The organism is Mesorhizobium sp. M0771 (assembly GCF_040320155.1).
In the GTDB taxonomy this organism is placed as follows: domain Bacteria; phylum Pseudomonadota; class Alphaproteobacteria; order Rhizobiales; family Rhizobiaceae; genus Mesorhizobium.
This window is the reverse complement of sequence record NZ_JAMYPC010000001.1, coordinates 1-17,347: the sequence shown is the minus strand read 5'-3', so window position 1 is coordinate 17,347 and position 17,347 is coordinate 1. Positions and strand designations below refer to the sequence as shown.

The window sequence follows — 17,347 nt, the reverse complement described above, 5'->3', positions numbered from 1 at the left end:
CAGGGGTGACGCCTGCGGCCGACGCGCGAGGCTCGTCTGGGACATTGTCCCGGCTACAAGGATGCCCCAACAGGATTTTCCTGGCCGCCTCACCAAGTCCTGCCCCGACAACAGCGTTAGTGTCCTGTCATCTTTTGCGCAACAAACAGCGCATACCGTTCCACGATCATCGACATGGGCAATTGCCTCACGAGGAGAGGTTCTTTGCTCCTACGACGCGGCGAGGGCCCTGCGGCGGACACGGCGTGCGGCATGCACCGTTCGGTCTGCAGTCACCGCTACATTTGCCACGTCAGATGTATGCGGCAAGGCGTTCGCGCTTCCATGCGACCTCTTGTAGGGCAGCAATTCCCTGACCCGAGCATTGACCGAGGCAATCTCGACCCGCAAGTCCTCGCATTCCTGCCGTCTCACATCGAGTTCAATCTGATCGGACGCCTGCTGCATGGACAGCTGTGCAAAATCTGCGGCGATCTTGGAAAGGTTCACCTTGTTGGTTTCGGCCTCCTCGGTGAGTGCGGCCAACCTTTCGTCGGTCACCTGTTTTTCGGCCAGGGCGTCGCTCCATTGTAGCTGGAGCCTGGCGATCTCGGCCGCGGCCTCGTTGTTTGCGTTTGAGGCGAGTTCGAAGCGCGATTGGAGACTTTGAATTTCTGAGCGCAATCCTCGGTTCTCAGCCTGGCAGCGTTTAAGCTCGCCATCCATGTCCGCCTGCATAATCCTGGCTGCTTCGGTCACCTCCCATAGCTTCGCCTGCGCAACCTCGAGTGAGGTGTGCAATTTGATTGCCTCTTTTTCGCTCTTGCCGAGCGCACTCAGCATTTCGGCATTTCGCGCAGCTTCGTTGGCATGGATCGTGGAGAAGGCATCCAGCCTATGCCGTGCCTCTTCCTCCCGCTTCATGGCCTTTTCCAGGTCAATAGACAGGCTCACATTCTTTTCACGCAGCTGTTTGTTCTCTCGGGAGCGCCTGTCGGCCTCGACATTTGCGGCGGCAAGCATGTTCGTGAGGTCGCCAAATTCCGCTTCGTTCTTTGTGGTGGTGTTCGCCGCTTCGACCAGCTCCAGCCTTGCCGCGGCCAACGCGCCACGGAGCACTTCACACTCCTGAACAAGGCTTGCCTGGCGCTGCTGCAATGTCTCGACGGTGCCTTGACGCTCACAGTACCGTCTGTTCAGGTCATTGAGTGTTTCCGACAAGTTCCTTTGATCTGCGATCAGATTTTGATTCGCCAGCTCCAGTTCGTTCGCACGGAGAATGTCCGCGTGAAGGATGTGAAAAAACTCGAACGTCAGTTGACATGTGCCTGTAATTTCGGAGATTTTTGCGTTGATGTCCTCGAAATGGAGCTTGGCATCGTGGAACAAGCCGTTAAACGAGCTCACGGCAGCAATTCGGCTCTGCGTATGTGAGGTCATCCGATGCGCTGGTATCGGCGAGCTATCATCGTCGTCGCCGGCACCGTCCTCGCTTGGTACGCTGTCATCCTGTTCGTTGTTTTCGCCTGCCATGTTTGGCACGTCGGCGACATCCTCCAAATCGAGGCACTGGTCGACAGCGTTAGCCAAGTCAGCTTCGAGATCGTCGAACGACCTCTCCACATTGTCCTCGGCGCGTCTGATCAAATCCCTGAACTTCATGACTTCATCCCCTGCAGCCGCATGCCCGGACCATTGAGGCACGAGGACTGAGATGCTTTTGTATCGAGAGCTCAACTCAGCGTCTTCGTTCAATCAAACGATGCCAGGGCGCCGGCGCCGCGAGGAGCCGAGAGCTGCGATCGGAAGGCCCTACATCGGTCTAGGTGCCTGCTGACTTATTCTTGAGGACTGCGCGGCTCCCCTTCTTGCCATCGTCTTGGCGTCAATGGTGTGTTGCCTGGGCACATTAACAACTCAGGTGCAGAAGCCCCGACGAACGGCCCGGCACAGCCTCTTGTGGGGCGCATCAGGCGGCCGGGCCTAACCGGCGGTTGAGTGTTTTGGTTTGCCGGCTGACTCACCATGCGACATTGGCGAGGCAAGCGCATCATTCGAACGAATTGGGGACCGGCCGCCTGGCCGCTCAATCGCACTAAGCTTCCGTTGCCGGAGCTGGCGACGAGGTGCTTTGCCTTGAGCCTTGGTATCTACATACGAAGCGGCAATACGCGCCGATGGAGCAGTGGTCCGACCCGTCAAACTATCGCTGCAAAATGCGCGGCGGAAGGCATCCGAGGATATTCTCCGTTCAGCGGTAGGAGATCGAACGCGGGCGATCTTGCTGAACTCCCCAAACAATCCCGGCGGATATGTGTTCGGCAAGGAGGATCTGGAAACCATTGCCACATTTGCCGAGCGGCACAATCTATGGATCATCAGCGATGAGGTTTACCGCAGCACAGTGTTCGACGGCGAGTTCCTCTCAATAGCATTCAGTCCCGGAATGAGAGAGCGGACGATAATTGTGAACAGCCTGTCGAAGTCTCATGCAATGACCGGCTGGAGGCTAGGGTGGACGCTTGGGCCGGTCTCGGCATCAGTTCATCTGGAAAATCTTGCGCAATGCATGCTCTTCGGATCGCCGACCGTATTCAGGATGCCGCAGCGGTGACTCTCGATGAGGCGGTGACGCAGAGATGCGTTTCTTTTCGGACGCCCTTCTGCCGTTGATGTTGACCAATGCTGTGCGGATGTTCGCCGGGGATATGCGTGAACCTTATCGTCCGCTGCGGCGCTCAATTTGCTTGGGGTTCTTGGAACCGTTCCGAACTTTCTCCTTGCGCCTCCGATCGAGTTGCGCGTGCTCATGCGGGGCGCTGAGGTGTCTCGATCCGCAGTGGCGCGGCCATTATGCGACGATCAGCTTAGTTGAAATTTGTCCCCAGCGGACGGGAACGACGCTTGGCCATGTTAGTTGATGTGAATGGAGCAGCTAAGAAAAGATCTGGCATTGCTTACGCGACCCGGCTTCTGGATAGCTTTCGGCATTTTGTTGCTGCTTTACGGGATTCAGGTCTTTTTTCTAATTCGGGCATGCCAATGCCTTTAGCCTGGAACATCGATACCCCTAGCTGGAACGCGGTCTGTCCATCTCCCGGCGGCTGCGCCGATAGCGTTGATCAACGATATATTCATTTATAAGCCTGCTATTCCCGGGGATGCCGAGGTTGGCAGCGCCTGCATCGTTGACTACGCACGTGGCGCTCCCCTCAAGGTAGGTGGTTACCATTCTCGCGCAGCCGGTGAGCATTGGAGCCCGCACTGTGTTGGACGTGCGCTCATGCGTCGGGAAATTTCTTATAGACAGGGGAGGGTCTGTCAGGCTGGAAAATCACAAGCTGCCCCGCGAATGAGGAAGCAAAAAAGGTGCAAGACCAGATCGATTTCTTCCAGGCAACTCGGTCCTCGCATCATCGCCGATCAGCGGCCGTACCGTCGAGAACCAAAATGCGCACGATCTCAGCCGGTCGGCTTCGACCAAAACATGCGGACTACCGGACGGGGACAGTCGGTGCCGCGTCCCATCCTGTGGCCGGCGCTATGCTGACGCTCCTACGGTATCCCGTTCACCGCCCGCGCAGGAGGACGAATTTCCTCCGTCCTGCGCGCGACAACCGTCCACTGTTGCGGCCGCACGCAGGACTGCGGCTTATACGCCGTTCTTCCTTTGAGCGGCGTCCAGTTCGCAGGGCTAAATCACCATTGGTATGCAGACGAGCCTCTCGGCGTCTGGACAGAGATCAATTGCGCTTTGCACCAGGGTTCCTGGATCGTAAGCTCCAAACACGCTGCAGTCGCCTGATATGGTCCACTACGTTGGCCGGCTCATACGGCTTCGCAAGGTGCGGGCCTTCCTGACAAAGGTCGCCCGCCGCGATCGCAGTTCGTTCTACTGCGGCGGAAAGCACTATTTTGACCTCGGGCTTGTTCTCGCGAACCCACTTCGACAGTTGGAACCCGTTCATGTTGCCCGGCAGGTCAACGTCACACAAGACGGTGTCGACACCGAACTCCGCATAGTTCAACGCTTGTTGCGCCTCACGTGCGAAATGGGCCTCAATCACCCTGTAGCCACAGTGGCGGAGATAGTCCGCGATGACGCATCGGGCGATGACGTCGCCGTCAACCACGAGGATCGTTTGGCTCTGTTGGTTCGGGGCTTCCATTGACGGAGAACGGTCAGCAACCGGCAGGGTTCCACGCATCATGACCTGCGCGGGATGCCGACCGAAGATCGCGGCGAGATCCTGCACGAAATGATCCCTGCCGGCGGGCGCATTCAATTCAGCGGAGCGATGCCGCACTGGTGACGCCGTCTACCACCTGGTCGACGAGACGGGCTAGAAGACATGGTCTCGAAGCTCAAGGGCAGCCCATATCGCAGCGGCAAACGAGCGCTTGGCGCAAGATCAAGTGCTTTGAGGAAAAGGAAATGCAAATCATCGGTGCACAGCGCGAGCGCGGCAAAGCTACCCAGGTGATCATCGCTGAAAAGGGCCTCTATAAAGGCGGCGCACTCGTCAACTTCAGTGCCGATGAGCGGCAAGCGCTTTGGGATCGCGTCCAGGGCAAGGTTGGCGGCCCGGTCCCGAAGGGGCATAAAAAGGACAAGGCCGAGTGGCTGAAGCCCGGACTGGTTGGCTGGGTCAAGACCCTCAAAGGCGAAGAGAAGCTGGGGCACGCAAGGCTGCTGGATTTCCGGGAGGATGATGCAAATGGCCATGCCTAAGAAAGATCAGGAACGCGCCACCTACGCTTGGATGTACGGCGCCCAAGCGCGCAAGGATGGCAAGGAGCGTGAGGTGCCAGCTGGCTGCAGGGCTTGACGGTGTGGCGATGGACGGTTTTGGCAAGACCAAAACCGTCAACGACGAGATGGAGGCCGAGGTCGACGAAGCCGCCGTCGAGCGCCCCGACGAATACCATTTGGTGTATGAATCTGTACGGTCGTTTTTGATTGAAGAAAGGGTTTCGGCGGGCCTATAAAGATTGCGTTTACCATTGCCTTTTTTGGGAGGATGCGATGGTTGCAACGCCCATAGATATCGCTCAAGCGGCCACTGCGACTACGGCTACCTTGCTGAAGTGGCAGAAGTCCATGGAGGAACGCGCCACGTTTCGCCAGAACATGGATCAATCGCGCAGGGCGATCCAAGCCTCACGCGAACTGCTGAAGCGCCTTCGCCAACGTCATCGCGACGAGATGTCGGAAAGTTCGGAAAATGCCGACCCGTCTACTGCGCCGATATCGCAACGCGCCGGCAGCTAGCGGGAGGCGACCAGAGCCGATGTGATGGGGAAAGTTTCACTGGCCGTTCCTTGGGTGGGCAGGCAAGTTAAACTTTGTCAACGAGCGGCCTTTTTCGCGCTCGCGGAAGCGCCACGTTGCTTTCGACCAGGCGCACGTGCTCGGCGTCGACAGTCACCAATGGCCGGAGGCTGACGGTTACCTTGTCCCCGTCGATGCGTGTGACAGGGCCGATCAATTCCATATGCTGGCCAATCACAGCCTTCCAAGTCGAATCGACAACAGAATGCGGGAAGTCGTAGGAGGGGATCGTCACGCTTATGCGATCGGGCGTCACCCGGCCGCGCACAATCGCCGTGACTGCGACCTCGTCGCCAACTTTGATACTTCCCCGAGCCATGCCCAAGACTTTGGAGCAGCCGGCGCCGGCGTCAAGATGAGGGGGAGCTAATAAAACCCCTCCGCGCCGCGATTGTGACGCAGGGCGATCCGATCGCCGCCAGCGACTTAGCAGACCAATTGACGACAGCGGCCGAGAAGCCTGGCATCCCTGCCGACCAAATCAACGGCGAAATCGAAAGCGTCTTCGAACTGCTCTTAGAGGTGATGCGGCGCGAGAGTTGCGCGAGGAGAACCAGCCCGGAGGCTTCTCCGGGGCTGTGCCGGTCCTGTCCCGTTCCAGCGGATGAACTGCGCCTTCTGACCGGTGACCGTCTCAATCGACTTCAACAGGGGTCCATGGGCCTCAGGTAGAGCTTGGCAGTGCTCCCTGTGGTACGCCAGGAGCGGCCCGGCGATGCTCTTGTGCAGCGCTTCGGCTGCCGCCAGGAAGCGCTCGATTTCAGCCCGGGAAAGCTGTTCGGAAGGTTTGTTCTGGCCATTGGCGCTCTCCATTGAGGGCGTCGCCGCAACGAGGACCATAATTCTACATGCCAGGCCGTCTGACAAGCGCCTCGCCGGCCTTACCCGAAGGAAGACGCAGGGCCACGGCGCCAAGCGGAGCCATCAGGAGCAACCCGCAAAGATGAGCAACGGCAGGCCCGGCGACCTCCTTTGGCACACGGGACAAACAAGAAGGGCGCCGAGCCTTACCGGCGCTGCTTTGTGAGGGAGACGACGCCGGATGATGAGAGTATGCGATCGTGCTAATCTCTGCGAACCATGCGAATGAAGGAAAGCCGCGTGGCAGTGCCAATCAACGACGTTGAGACCAAGGTCGGCGGGTGCGATCAGGTTCGGACCATGATGACGGGCTGGTGGGCCTGCACATGGTGGTGGCTACCGCGCTACCGCCTTGCTTTGCGCCAGCCGGCGGCCCATGCCTCTGCCTCGCTGCACAGCCAGCGCTCGCTGTACTGAAACTGATCGTCGTCTTCCAGTAATGCTCCTGCCCTGGAACGTGATAAATCGCTCATCGGTACTGGTGGAAATGTTGCCCTTGATATCGCAGGCTCCCCGCGCCGGCCGTGCGGGTGCCACTCAGCCAGCCAGCTGGGATGAGCCGGTCAGGGAACCATCACCAGCGCCGGCAGATATTGCCGTCGCCACATCCACCGCCGCTTTGCGTTCTTGCGCCAGCGGTCGGCCTGATCCGCACCTTGATGACGCTGGACTTTGCCCACGCCCTCTCCCCCGAGTGCAGAATGCTTCCAAAGCGGTAGCGAGTCCCGACCGGAACATTAGCGCCGACTAACGGTTATTTCGGCAGTGTTCCGAACCGTGATTGGTAGAGCGTTGGTGGCGTTTCATCTTGTCTATTTTTCCGGCCTGACGGCAGACCAGCTGCTAGGCAGCGCCGTTTCTATGATAGTGTGTTTGCTGCTTTATCACGCTCTAGCTACGGACCCCTAACTGATGGTCCACTTCCCGGCTACCCGGCAATCGAAGCTCGCGCGACGTTCCCGACTTTTTCAGCATGATGAGAAGCGCCTCTAGGATTTGTTGTGCGCCCGTAGCCAGTGCCCATGCATTCGCGACGATCTCTTGCTCACGCTCTGTCATCCCGCCCTCCTAAAATATGTGGTCGGAGCGTGCTTTAGAAAGCTTCGCCCCAGCAGGGGCGTGCTTGACGATTTCGGCGAACAGAAAAAGTCGCCGGCTCCGCCCGACCAGGCCGGGATGGTCGTTGGGAAATTTGTTGACGGCGCTCGTGTTCACCTCACGTCCAACGCGGTTGAACTGCAGCTGACCGTCGATGTCGTGGCTGAGAATGTCCTTGAGGCTGGTCCTTTGGTCCCCGGGTCCAGCCAGACGTCATAGTATGCCTGGTAGAGAATGAGAGGCTGTTGATCATGCAACTGCTTCATCGGTTCTGCGGCAGGCTCTGTGATGATGGTGCAGCTGGTTATGTCGAGATTGGAATTGTAAGCCCAAAGCCCGGCGAACGAGAAAGGCGCGTGGCCTGGCTGGGGCAGCGAAGGGAGAGGCAATGAGCGCGTTCGCTATTGTTCTCCCTGAGCAGCACGTTCACGCGGCGGGTGCTCGGCCGGCAATCTGGGGAGCATGGCAGTTGCCGGCGCGGTTGATGTCGTCGACAATATCGTGCCATTCTACACCGATGCCTCGATGAAGACACTGAAGTCCATGCCCGAGTTCAAGGCGGTCTTCATGGCCAAGCCTAAGGCCATGCGCGAAATGATCATGCGCGAATGCAATGACGCGGCAATGAGCAAGCCCTACGCCGAGTTCTGCGCCGACGTGAATTCCCTCCGCGGAATGCAGTAGGTCATTCACGGCCGCGCAGTTTGACCACGAGGTGGGCGAATTGCCCTTATCACAATGACTGTCAGCTTCCGCCGGCAACAGCGTAATGCCAGCGGTGACCGACGCCGGCCCAGAGACTCCCCGGGCCGCTCCTCCCCAGCCTCCAGGCGAGCAGGCCGGCATCGGTCAGTAAGGTCCCGTCGGTGTGCAATATATCGTTGACGCCACGAATTGCGGACGTTCGAAACCGGCGATTGGCATTTCGTGTGACCAAATTCCGCGACTGTTTACTTGCGATCACAAGGCCCCGCAACCTGGAGGTTCCGAAGCGCCATACTGGAGTACCATTGGCGTGGTCACGCGATTTGAACCCGACAACGGTACTTGAACCAGACCAGGTTAAACGTCCGTTATGGTTTTGCGCCAGAAGCGGCCAGTCAGCTTCCGGCCAAATGCGGCAGCGCTCATACTACCATGCTCAAATACAGCTCGCATGGAACTAGTTGTCTTCTTGGGCCTTTGGTTCGCCAGACCATACGAGAGAATACGAGAGAAACGGCTTGGCGAACCATCCACTAACGTACTGATTTCCTGTAGAAAACGCTGACCCTCCGGGCCCACAAACTTACTACATCAATGGATTACGCTTAATTCTCAAAGTTTGAATTGAGCGTTATTGGCTAAGTCTTTCCGCTAGAGTGAAATGGCTTTGGGCCTGTTCGTCAATTTGTCGGTCTTTCGTTGGCGCCTGTCACAGTAGCTAAGCCTCCCGGTCTCGAAAGAACCTGCAACGATGCGTGCGGTAATCGGCGGCAACCACGTGCAATTAGGCGGGTTCTGAACTCCGTATGGCGAGGACACGTATGAAGACGACTACCTGGGCGCATCCAGATCGTCATCCATAAGAATACGCTCGGCCTCGGATCGCCAAGATCTATGGCCTTCCGCATGCGATGACCGATGCCGGCATTTCCTATGGGTTTCACGGGCTTACCTATAGCCATATCGCTTCGCAGCTTCGGACCCGCTACGGACCCGCAGCTGGCGGCAAGGTGATCGTCGCCCATCTCGGCAGCGGTGCCAGTCTGTGCGCCATGAATGCTGGAATAAGTGTTGGGTTTTCGACATTGGACGGCCTCGTCATGAGCACGCGTTGCGGCGCGCTCAATCCTGGCGTCACCCTCCATTTGCTGAATGACCGGAAGCTGCAGACGGACGATTGGTCACCCTTCTCTACGAGCAATCCGGCCTGCTCGGAGTGTCGGGGATATCCGGTGATATGCGGACGCTAATCGACTCCGATGATCCTCTTGCCGCCGAAGCAGTCGATCTCTTCGTCTATCGTATCGCACGCGAGATCGGGTCGCTGGCCGCTGCGATAGGCGGACTGGACACGCTGGTGTTCAAGGCAGGCATACGCCAAAACGCGCCATATATTCGAGAGAGGGCCGGGGCTGTGGCCGGCTGGCTTGCGGTTAATATCGACCACAAGCTGAATGGGCGAGGCGACGAGGTCATCAGCCTTGCTGGTTCCGACGTCGACGCGCTTGTGATCCCCACCGATGAAGAGAGAGCCGTGGGGATCCAGCATCTGTGTGCCTCAAGCTTTGTCGCTCGTACCCTGAGCGCCGAACCTGATGCTACTCGCGCGGCGGGTGTCTCGACCTGTCAGGAGTTCGGCGGCAGCAGCATGGTCCGATAGCCGGCCATCAAGGCGATCAAGGTTGCTGCAACCAGCGGCAACCAGAACTTGGTCGGTCCGGCAAATACTGCCAGCGATGCGCGGCGATGCCGTCAGCACCGTCAGGAACCAGACCTCCCACGGGTTGAAACCGCCCATGGGTCAATCGTCCGGTTTGGCAACAAGGGCCAAGATGATCGCTGCCGCAGCCGTGCGGCAAGACATTTGCGGCGGTGTTCCTCCGGCAACGACTTGTTTCAGCTAGTTGTGGAGGTGCGACAATTGAAATCCGGGCTGGCGTTCGACGCCGGATAACAGCGATTCCGCCGATCGGAACATGTCCTCGAATTCCAACTCGTTTTCAAACACCACGCCGCCGACGCTGATGGTCAGCGTGTCCGCGGTTCCTTTTGGCGCGAAATAGGCTTGGGCCACGCGCGCCCGGATACGGTCGCCGATCTCCCTGGCGTCGTCTTCTGTCGCACCGGGCAGAAAGACCCCGAACATGGAGGTTCCGATCCGGCCCACCAGATCTTCCTTGCGTACCGATGACTGGATGGTCGAGGCTATGAGCCGCAAGGCTTCGTCACCCCAGCCAAGGCCGAAGCGCAGATTGATGGACCTGATGTGTTCGGGATGAATGACCAGGAAGGCGCCAGATCTTGGACCAGACGATTCCGGCCTGGTTGCTCTCCTTTCGACCATCGACGTGAAGACTGTCCGGTTGAGGCAGCCTGTCAGGCTGTCAAAGGTCGCCGACTTGTTGAGTTCTCTTCGATAACGGACGAGCTCGGTCCGCTGCAGTCCAATGAACAGGAAAAGTGGGCCACCGACGATGACCGGCAACAGGATCGCTGTGACCATGCTGCGGCCGAAGGGCGTCAAGGCTTCCGAGAACAGAAGCAGATAATTTAGGCCAACCGAGAGGAGCAGAATTCCCGCCGATCCCAGGGCAGTCAGCCATGCGATATCTTTCCATTGCCGGGGCGAGCTATTCGCCATTGGTGTCATCATTAGCCAATCTCCCGCCTGATCGGCTGTCATAAGGCCAAGGTGCTGCACTTTCAGTTTCGAGGAAACATACAATTTTAGTAATGGCGCAATCACCTACCATCGGCCCGAAATCAGCCCTTCAAAAGCAAGGCTACGGCGGCAAAAGCAACGACACCGAATTATCGGCTATTGCGGCGGACCGAATATCCCCATCTGCGCGTCTCTGGCCACTGCCTCCGCCTTGCCGTAGATGCCACTCGCCAGGGCCGTCGCCCAGCCATTGGAAACAAGCCAGGCGCCGACATCCTGCTTGCCCAAGCTGCACGGTGCCGCAATGGCAAAACGATCGATTTCCGGCGGCACGACGCATTTCAGCGCCCGGCCGCGCAGCCAGGAATTGAACGTCGCGCGCGCACGCTGGCCGCAAGGCCAGGCGATGCCACGAAAGGAACAGGTCTCATCCAGGTCAATGCCTTGGATCCCGCTGATGGCTACCTTGCGCCCTACGGATTCGAAGGTTGCCGACGAGGTGGCGGCTGGTTGGTACAGCAGGACCTCTTTCCAATCCTTTGGCATTCGCATCCCTGCAGGCGCGGCCAGACCAAGGTCGCTGAGCGGCGGGCGCGGCTCGACCCGTTCGATTTGCGCCGAATCAAGCTGTGGCGGCGCGATAAGGTCCTGAGCAATCTTGCGTGCCCGTCCTCGCCATGGCGTATTGGCGACGGTCGCAACTGGTCGCATTGGCTGGCTATCGTCGATGGATTGACGCGGCGCTGGTATCGGCCGATCGATGGGAAGCAGATCGGCGGCCCGGATGATCAACAAGACCCCGGCCAGGAGGAGCAGGCTTCCGAGCAATATCAAGCGATTGTGCCTCAGCCAGCCCATCAACTCAAGCAAGGTTCCTTGCCCCTCAATACCCCGATGTCGATTTGGCGACCAGCTTGAGTGCGCCTTTTCGAACCTGGTAGAAGGGCATGGATCGCTCACTGGAGCCATCCGCCCGAAACCGGAACAGGCCGGTCGATCCGCGAAATCCGCTCCGATTTTCGAGCACCTGCTTGCTGAAGCCGTCAGGCCCGGCCGAACTTGCAATTCCTGCTGTCAGGGCGACCATATCATAGGCGTAGGCGACATTGGCGTCGGCTGGATAATTGTAGGTCGTCTTGAAGCGGTCGGCGATCGGGCCGGTTTCGGTTGGGTCGAGCGTGGCGATGTAGGAGCTCTCAAACAGCGGCTCCATCGGATGTTCCAGCCAGCGGTTGGTTCCAATGACGGCGACTGCTTTTCCAGGAATGCCTTTCGTTTTGAGCGCCGCAAGGATCTGCGCCGGATTGTCGTCGCCGCTGGCGATGATGATGGCATCGGGAGCCTCGACCAGCGAGCCCATATCATTGACCACTTTGGTGCCGCCATCGCCGGCCGGATACGGAATGGTGACGGCGAGCGTCGCGCCATAGATGCTGAGGCTGTTGGCGACCCGCGTTTCAACCGCGCCGGCATTCGCTCCTGCCGCGACGAGCAACACGAACTTCTTGCTGCCTTTGGCCGCCAGGCCGGCTGCGCCCGCGGCCGCGCTGTCGGCCTCGTTGAGGCGCACCGCATAGACGCCCGGGCCGCCGGCGAAATTGTCGGCCAGCGCCAGCACCGGCGGTCGCTTCGATCCCGAGAGCTTGGCTATGTGCTGCGCGGCCGCGAGTTCGACCGGGCCGATGACGATCTTGGTTCCAGTGGTGATCGCCTTCACAGCCAATTCGCTGGCGTGCGCGCTGTCGCCCTTGGTGTCCTCGACCGTGACCGTGAGCAGGACATTTCCAAGGTCGGCCATCGCCAGCTTGGTCGCATCGAGCATCTTCCGGCCGTTTTCGCCGGCGACTCCCGGGGCCGACAAAGGCAGCAGCATCGTGACCTTCGTCGACCCGGTGCCGAGCGATCGCGTGGCTTGGGCCGGGCTGGCAGCGGTGCCGGCGGCCGGCGCTCCGGGTGCGGCGATCGCCGCCTGGTCGAGCGCGTCCGAGACGCTGCCTTTCGACTGGCAGCCCGACACTATGCCCGCTAACGCAAAGACGATCGCCCACGTCCACGAACCGTGTCGCTGCCGGCCAGAATCCATGATGCCTCCCTCATATCCCGCCGGGTATTTGTCCCGGTCTCATCCGTTCATCTTACGGCAGACTTGCCTCGCCGTCTTTGCAATTGCTGGATTATGGCTCAGCCGTCGAAAAGTTTTGCCCGGAGCGCCTTGATCATTCTGGCTTGCCCGGCGCTTCGATAGTCCGTGCATTTCATGTATCGCGGGCCCGGCACGAACAGTCGGCGCACACAAATCCGCCTCGCCGGGGCAGGGGCACCATCGTCTCCTGCTGTCGGGAATGCGGAGAATCCGAACGTCGCCACCGGTAGCGGGCCGGCCACCGCAAAACCTTCTCTCGCCAGGATTGCGCGCGCATGCCGGCAGTAGCGGACCGAAAGTTCGGAGAACCGGGTTTCACCGTGCCCGGCGCGATATTTCATGACGGTCGTGCAAAGATCGCCTTCGGCAAGGCTGTTTGCCTGCGCCAGATATCTGACGCCGAGCGCGATGTTGGTCGCAGGGACCGCGAGTTCGTCGAGCGAACCGCGAAAGCCAAGCATTCGCGCCGTCGCCGGCATCACTTGCATCAACCCGACTTCACCATCGGCGCCGTGCACATCGGGATCGAATCCGCTTTCGATCTCCATCACCGCGTGCGCCAGCACCGGCTCCAGGCCGTAGAGCGATGCCTGGCACGTCGCGAACGCCTTGAATGTCTCGCGCGTCCATTCCGGAGCGAAATCGCAGCGAACCGGCCGCGTCAAGCCGGACGGAGCTTGCTGCTCGAGGGCAGGTCGTTCCAGCCAGTTGGCACGGGCTTCAGGGGCAAAAACGGCCAGTGCGATCGCTCCGGCAATCGCTCTCGACAATCTTCCACGGGCGATCATCGTCAGCCTGTCGGCGCGACTTGATCCCTTTCGGTCAGTTCATGTACTCGACCATGCGGTCGTGGAAGCACTCGCACTTGTTGAGCGTGTCCTCGTCCTTGTAGTTCGTCTTGAGGTAGCCATAGGCCATGCCGCAGGCGACCTTGGCTTCCGACGCCCAGACGAAGGCGGGGCGGGACGAATTGATCCATTCCGAGCTGTTGGCGACGGCCACCGACTCGTCCATCAGCTTGACCACCTGGACCTTGAGATCGACGATGTTGTCGTTCAACACCAGGTTCGATGTGCCGACGGTCCGGCAATGGTCGGCCACCGGCCCGTCGATGATGTCGGCGGCATAGCCCGTCGATCCGACTGCCAGAAACAGCGTCGCAGCGGAAACCAACAGTCTTACGGAACGTTTCATGATGAGATCCCCTCTGTATTCCTAATCTCTAATACATAGCATAGTCGCGTGGCCCCGCACCATGCTCCTAGACCACGTTTGCCGTTGTCGTATGCTGCGTCACTCCGTCATCGTAGAGCAGGGTGATCGTGTTGGCGACGGGTGCGTTCGTCAAGGTGGCCACGTCCACGAAATTGGCGCCGTTGGCCAAACCGTCGGCGTCGACGCTGAGAGTGTTCGTTCCCGCATTGTAGTTCACGAAGTCGCCGACATTGGCCCCTCCGGCGGCTGTATCGAACAGTGAGGTAAGGTCGATGATGTCGCCATGGCCGCCGACACCGCTGTAGTCAGCGATAAGATCTTTGATGTCGAGGTGCTCGAGCTTGAACGTATCGACGCCTATACCACCGGTGAGCGTGTCCTGACCGGAACCGCCGATCAGCAGGTCGTTGCCGTCGCCGCCGAACAATATGTCCGCTCCCGAGCCGCCGTAAAGCGTGTCGTTACCGGAGTTGCCCGACAAGGTATCATCGCCGCGTCCGCCGGAGAGGATATCAGCCTGGAGATTGAGTCCATTGAGGGTGTCGTTACCGTCCTCGCCGAGCAGCGTGGTTTCTGTCGCGGTCGTGGTGTGAGTGTCCACGCCCGAAGTTCCTTGCCAGGTGCTGAGATCGGGCGAAAGGTGTGCCGTCACTGACCCGGCAATTGGGTCGCCGTCACCGTCGGTCGCCGTGACCGGGATCGAGATGTCGAACGGTGTGACGGCGTTGGCGGTCGTGTAGGTGACCGGGCCCAGCTTGAAGTCATTCGAGCCTACATTGGCCGAAATTTCGATTGCGCTGAACGGGTCCGAATTTGCAACCACGGTAAAGGTGTCGCCTTGCGCGAGACCGGTGATCGTCCACGTTCCGTCCCCATTGTTCGTTGCGGTCGGAGTAGCTCCGCCGGAGCCGTTGACGACAGTGACCAAGGCGCCGAGGGCCGTGCTTTCGCCGGTAACATCACCTATGTAGGTGTTATCATAGTCGGCGTTGACCGGGCGGATCGTTATCGAAACCAGGCCCGGTCCCGAGACATTGCCAATCCCCTGTGTATAGCTAGCCACCTCGTAGTGATCCGTATAGTGGGTTCCCGCCCCGATGCCCGCGGGGGTTCCGGCGATGGTGCCGTCGGTGGTTGCATTGCTGACGAAATCGAAGCGGATCTTCTCACCAGGGCTGATGCTGTTTCCGCCATCGACGCCCCAACTGCCTGTGCTGGTGTTCACGAAATTGGGGCTGTTGGCGGTTGCAAGCAGGTCGCTGGTTGAGCCGATGGAGTCCAGGACAATCGCTTGGTTGTTGCCGCCGCTTGGCGAGAAGTTCGCCGTATTGAACTGGTTGCCGGCAAACATCGTCGCGGCCTGGGTGTATGTCCAAGTATCTGTCGCCGGGTTCAGGGTCGCCGTGAAAGCGAGGTCGCTGCCGTTCGCGGCCGAGGTCCGTCCCTCCACAGTATGCGTATCGACGACGTGGAAGAAGACCTGCTCGCCATTCAGGAATATGTTTGTGCTGCCTGATGTGACGGCCGCGCCTTCGGTCACGTTGAACACGACATTGCCAACGCCGTCAGCACCGGCGCTCGCGGCAAAATTGATGCTCTCCGTCAGCACCGTATGCGTGGTGTTTTCCACGAAGATGCCATCCGGCTTGAATGGCAGCGGAACGTCGTCCAGGACCGTCAGATTGACCGATCCGGAAACATGATCACCGCTGGTGTCGGTTGCCACCACCTGAAGCCCGTTGATGGTGACGTTGCCCGAGCCGGCAAGATGCTGGAGCTGGTCGGTCAGTGTCGCGGTAACGACGGGTGTCAACGAACTGTTGGCGCCGGCGCTTGTGTTTGACAGCGCCAGATAGACGAATGCGCCGAGGTTCACGCTGCCGGCCGTTTGTATCAGACTGCCGACGAGTTGGTTGCCGACGAGCGCCCAGCTGATTGTGTATCCAGAGGCTAGGCCAGAAACAGTCGGCGCCACCCAGTTTGGATCGCCGGTCGGGTTGGCGAATGCAACATTAATGGCTTCGCCGGTCGTGGTGAAGGTGATGCCGCTGATTGCTTGCGCCGTCTCGCCGCGACTGCTCGGATTGGTGCCGGTCACGGCCCCAGCTTGGAGATCCGCGGGCGCCGAGGCATCGAGCGTAGTGTCGAGCGCGGCTTCGTTCAATGTCAACGACGCTGTCCCGCCACCCGATGGAACGGTGTTGGTCTGCACATTCAGGGTCACCGTGGCCGTCGAAGTGTCGCCGTCACCGTCCTTGATCGTGTATGTGAAAGAGTCCGAGCCGATATAGATGCCCGTCGGCGTGTAGGTGAACGTTCCATCGTTGTTGTAGGTGACGGTGCCGTGAGCACCGTTGGTGGCGGTCACCTGGCCGCTGACCGGATTGTTGTCGGTGTCGACGCCGTCGGCTCCGAACTTGTCATTGGTCAGGAGGCCGGTGAGGACCGTCGCACCGGTGATCGTTGGCCCCCAGGTGTCATTCGTCGCGGTCGGCACGTCGTCGACGATGGTGATGACGAGATTGCCGGCTGGAGCGCTGTCGCCGTCGGCGTCGGTGACGACGACCGCGAAGCTGGTGCTCGACGGATCGGTCAGCGTGTTGTCGATCAGCGTATAGGCGTAGCTGATGGTGCCGATGCCGGTGGTTGCATTGTAGACATAGCTGGCCGTCAGCGATCCTGTGGTGCCGTCGGCAAAAGTCTGGGCCGAGCCGGTCAGCACATGGCCACCCAGCGAGACGGTGGTCAGGCCGTCGGGCGAGGTGAAGCCGATGGTGCCCGAAGTGGTCTCGGTGGTTGCAGGCTCGTTGGAGCCGGCCGGTTCGCCGGCGCGTGCCGGCAGGCTGGCTTCATAGACGGTGGTGGTGGCGCCGCCGGCAGCCGGAATGGCGTCGGTCGGGGTTGAATCGCCGATGGCGATGGTCAGCGTGGTGTGCGAGGTGTCGCCGTCGCCGTCCTTGATGGTGTAGGTGAAGACATCGCTGACGCCGCCCTGCGTGCCGGCATCGCGAACATAGGAGTAGGAGCCGTCGGCGTTGAGCGTCAGCTTGCCGTAGCTGCCCTGGACCTGGGTGCCGAGCGTTGCGGCATTGTCGACATCGAGATTGGTGTTGCCGGCGGCAACGCCGACCACGGCAGCGCCATCGGCGCCCTTGACGTCGATGCCGGTGACCGGCGAGGTGGTGCCAACCGCGCTCAGCACATTGCCGGTCTCGGCGGTGAACTGGTTGGACGCAACACTGTCGGTATCGGCGTGTGCGGTCGGCACGTCGTCGACGATGGTGATGACGAGATTGCCGGCTGGAGCGCTGTCGCCGTCGGCGTCGGTGACGACGACCGCGAAGCTGGTGCT

15 protein-coding genes and 1 pseudogene are annotated in these 17,347 nt (G+C 59.9%); 7 read left to right on the top strand and 9 right to left on the bottom strand.

Going from position 1 to position 17,347, the window contains the following annotated elements; all coding sequences use genetic code 11:
* Positions 1-210: 210 nt before the first annotated feature.
* A complete protein-coding gene (locus NKI05_RS00085; protein ID WP_023815061.1) occupies positions 211-1,641 on the bottom strand; it encodes a coiled-coil domain-containing protein in 1,431 nt (476 codons plus the stop codon).
* Positions 1,642-2,122: 481 nt separating this feature from the next.
* On the opposite strand from NKI05_RS00085, the gene NKI05_RS00080 reads away from it, so the two are divergent.
* Complete coding sequence (locus NKI05_RS00080; RefSeq protein ID WP_081726094.1) at positions 2,123-2,593, top strand: pyridoxal phosphate-dependent aminotransferase; 471 nt, start codon at positions 2,123-2,125, stop codon at positions 2,591-2,593.
* A 1,129-nt stretch (positions 2,594-3,722) separates the two neighbouring features.
* Here NKI05_RS00080 and NKI05_RS00075 read toward each other — a convergent pair.
* Positions 3,723-4,286, bottom strand: coding sequence for a response regulator (locus NKI05_RS00075; RefSeq protein ID WP_352558934.1), 564 nt, complete (start codon positions 4,284-4,286; stop codon positions 3,723-3,725).
* 128 nt (positions 4,287-4,414) lie between these two features.
* On the opposite strand from NKI05_RS00075, the gene NKI05_RS00070 reads away from it, so the two are divergent.
* From NKI05_RS00070 to NKI05_RS00055, 4 genes are all read left to right on the top strand, one after another.
* A complete protein-coding gene (locus NKI05_RS00070) occupies positions 4,415-4,711 on the top strand; it encodes an ATP-dependent DNA ligase (RefSeq protein ID WP_023701099.1) in 297 nt (98 codons plus the stop codon).
* A 107-nt stretch (positions 4,712-4,818) separates the two neighbouring features.
* Complete coding sequence (locus NKI05_RS00065) at positions 4,819-4,968, top strand: hypothetical protein (protein WP_023815062.1); 150 nt, start codon at positions 4,819-4,821, stop codon at positions 4,966-4,968.
* A 37-nt stretch (positions 4,969-5,005) separates the two neighbouring features.
* The gene (locus tag NKI05_RS00060) at positions 5,006-5,251 is read left to right on the top strand and encodes a hypothetical protein (protein WP_023714697.1); all 246 of its coding nucleotides are present in this window, start codon (positions 5,006-5,008) and stop codon (positions 5,249-5,251) included.
* A 1,161-nt stretch (positions 5,252-6,412) separates the two neighbouring features.
* Positions 6,413-6,589 carry a hypothetical protein gene (locus NKI05_RS00055; RefSeq protein WP_155929682.1) on the top strand — a complete coding sequence of 59 codons (177 nt, stop codon included), beginning with the start codon at positions 6,413-6,415 and terminating at the stop codon, positions 6,587-6,589.
* A gap of 794 nt (positions 6,590-7,383) precedes the next feature.
* On the opposite strand, the gene NKI05_RS00045 is transcribed toward NKI05_RS00055, so the two are convergent.
* On the bottom strand, positions 7,384-7,659 hold the full coding sequence (locus NKI05_RS00045) for an SOS response-associated peptidase family protein (RefSeq protein ID WP_245265753.1): 276 nt from the start codon (positions 7,657-7,659) through the stop codon (positions 7,384-7,386).
* A 73-nt stretch (positions 7,660-7,732) separates the two neighbouring features.
* Between NKI05_RS00045 and NKI05_RS00040 the strand changes: the two genes are divergently transcribed.
* Together NKI05_RS00040 and NKI05_RS00035 are read left to right on the top strand one after the other, a co-directional pair.
* On the top strand, positions 7,733-7,954 hold the full coding sequence (locus NKI05_RS00040; RefSeq protein ID WP_023744445.1) for a hypothetical protein: 222 nt from the start codon (positions 7,733-7,735) through the stop codon (positions 7,952-7,954).
* 932 nt (positions 7,955-8,886) lie between these two features.
* Positions 8,887-9,635: pseudogene (locus NKI05_RS00035) on the top strand (hypothetical protein).
* Between the two features lie 240 nt (positions 9,636-9,875).
* Here NKI05_RS00035 and NKI05_RS00030 read toward each other — a convergent pair.
* The 6 genes from NKI05_RS00030 to NKI05_RS00005 form a co-directional block, all read right to left on the bottom strand.
* Positions 9,876-10,628 carry a GGDEF domain-containing protein gene (locus tag NKI05_RS00030; protein WP_023687765.1) on the bottom strand — a complete coding sequence of 251 codons (753 nt, stop codon included), beginning with the start codon at positions 10,626-10,628 and terminating at the stop codon, positions 9,876-9,878.
* A 165-nt stretch (positions 10,629-10,793) separates the two neighbouring features.
* The gene (locus NKI05_RS00025) at positions 10,794-11,507 is read right to left on the bottom strand and encodes a thermonuclease family protein (RefSeq protein ID WP_245261923.1); all 714 of its coding nucleotides are present in this window, start codon (positions 11,505-11,507) and stop codon (positions 10,794-10,796) included.
* 13 nt (positions 11,508-11,520) lie between these two features.
* Positions 11,521-12,720, bottom strand: a complete 1,200-nt coding sequence (locus NKI05_RS00020; RefSeq protein ID WP_023736104.1) for an ABC transporter substrate-binding protein — start codon at positions 12,718-12,720, stop codon at positions 11,521-11,523.
* A 98-nt stretch (positions 12,721-12,818) separates the two neighbouring features.
* The gene (locus NKI05_RS00015; protein ID WP_023699960.1) at positions 12,819-13,568 is read right to left on the bottom strand and encodes a lytic transglycosylase domain-containing protein; all 750 of its coding nucleotides are present in this window, start codon (positions 13,566-13,568) and stop codon (positions 12,819-12,821) included.
* A 34-nt stretch (positions 13,569-13,602) separates the two neighbouring features.
* Entirely contained in the window at positions 13,603-13,974 is a 372-nt protein-coding gene (locus tag NKI05_RS00010) for a hypothetical protein (RefSeq protein WP_023736102.1), read from the bottom strand.
* A gap of 67 nt (positions 13,975-14,041) precedes the next feature.
* The coding region (locus tag NKI05_RS00005; RefSeq protein WP_352792104.1) for a beta strand repeat-containing protein at positions 14,042-17,347 on the bottom strand (3,306 nt) is incomplete at its 5' end.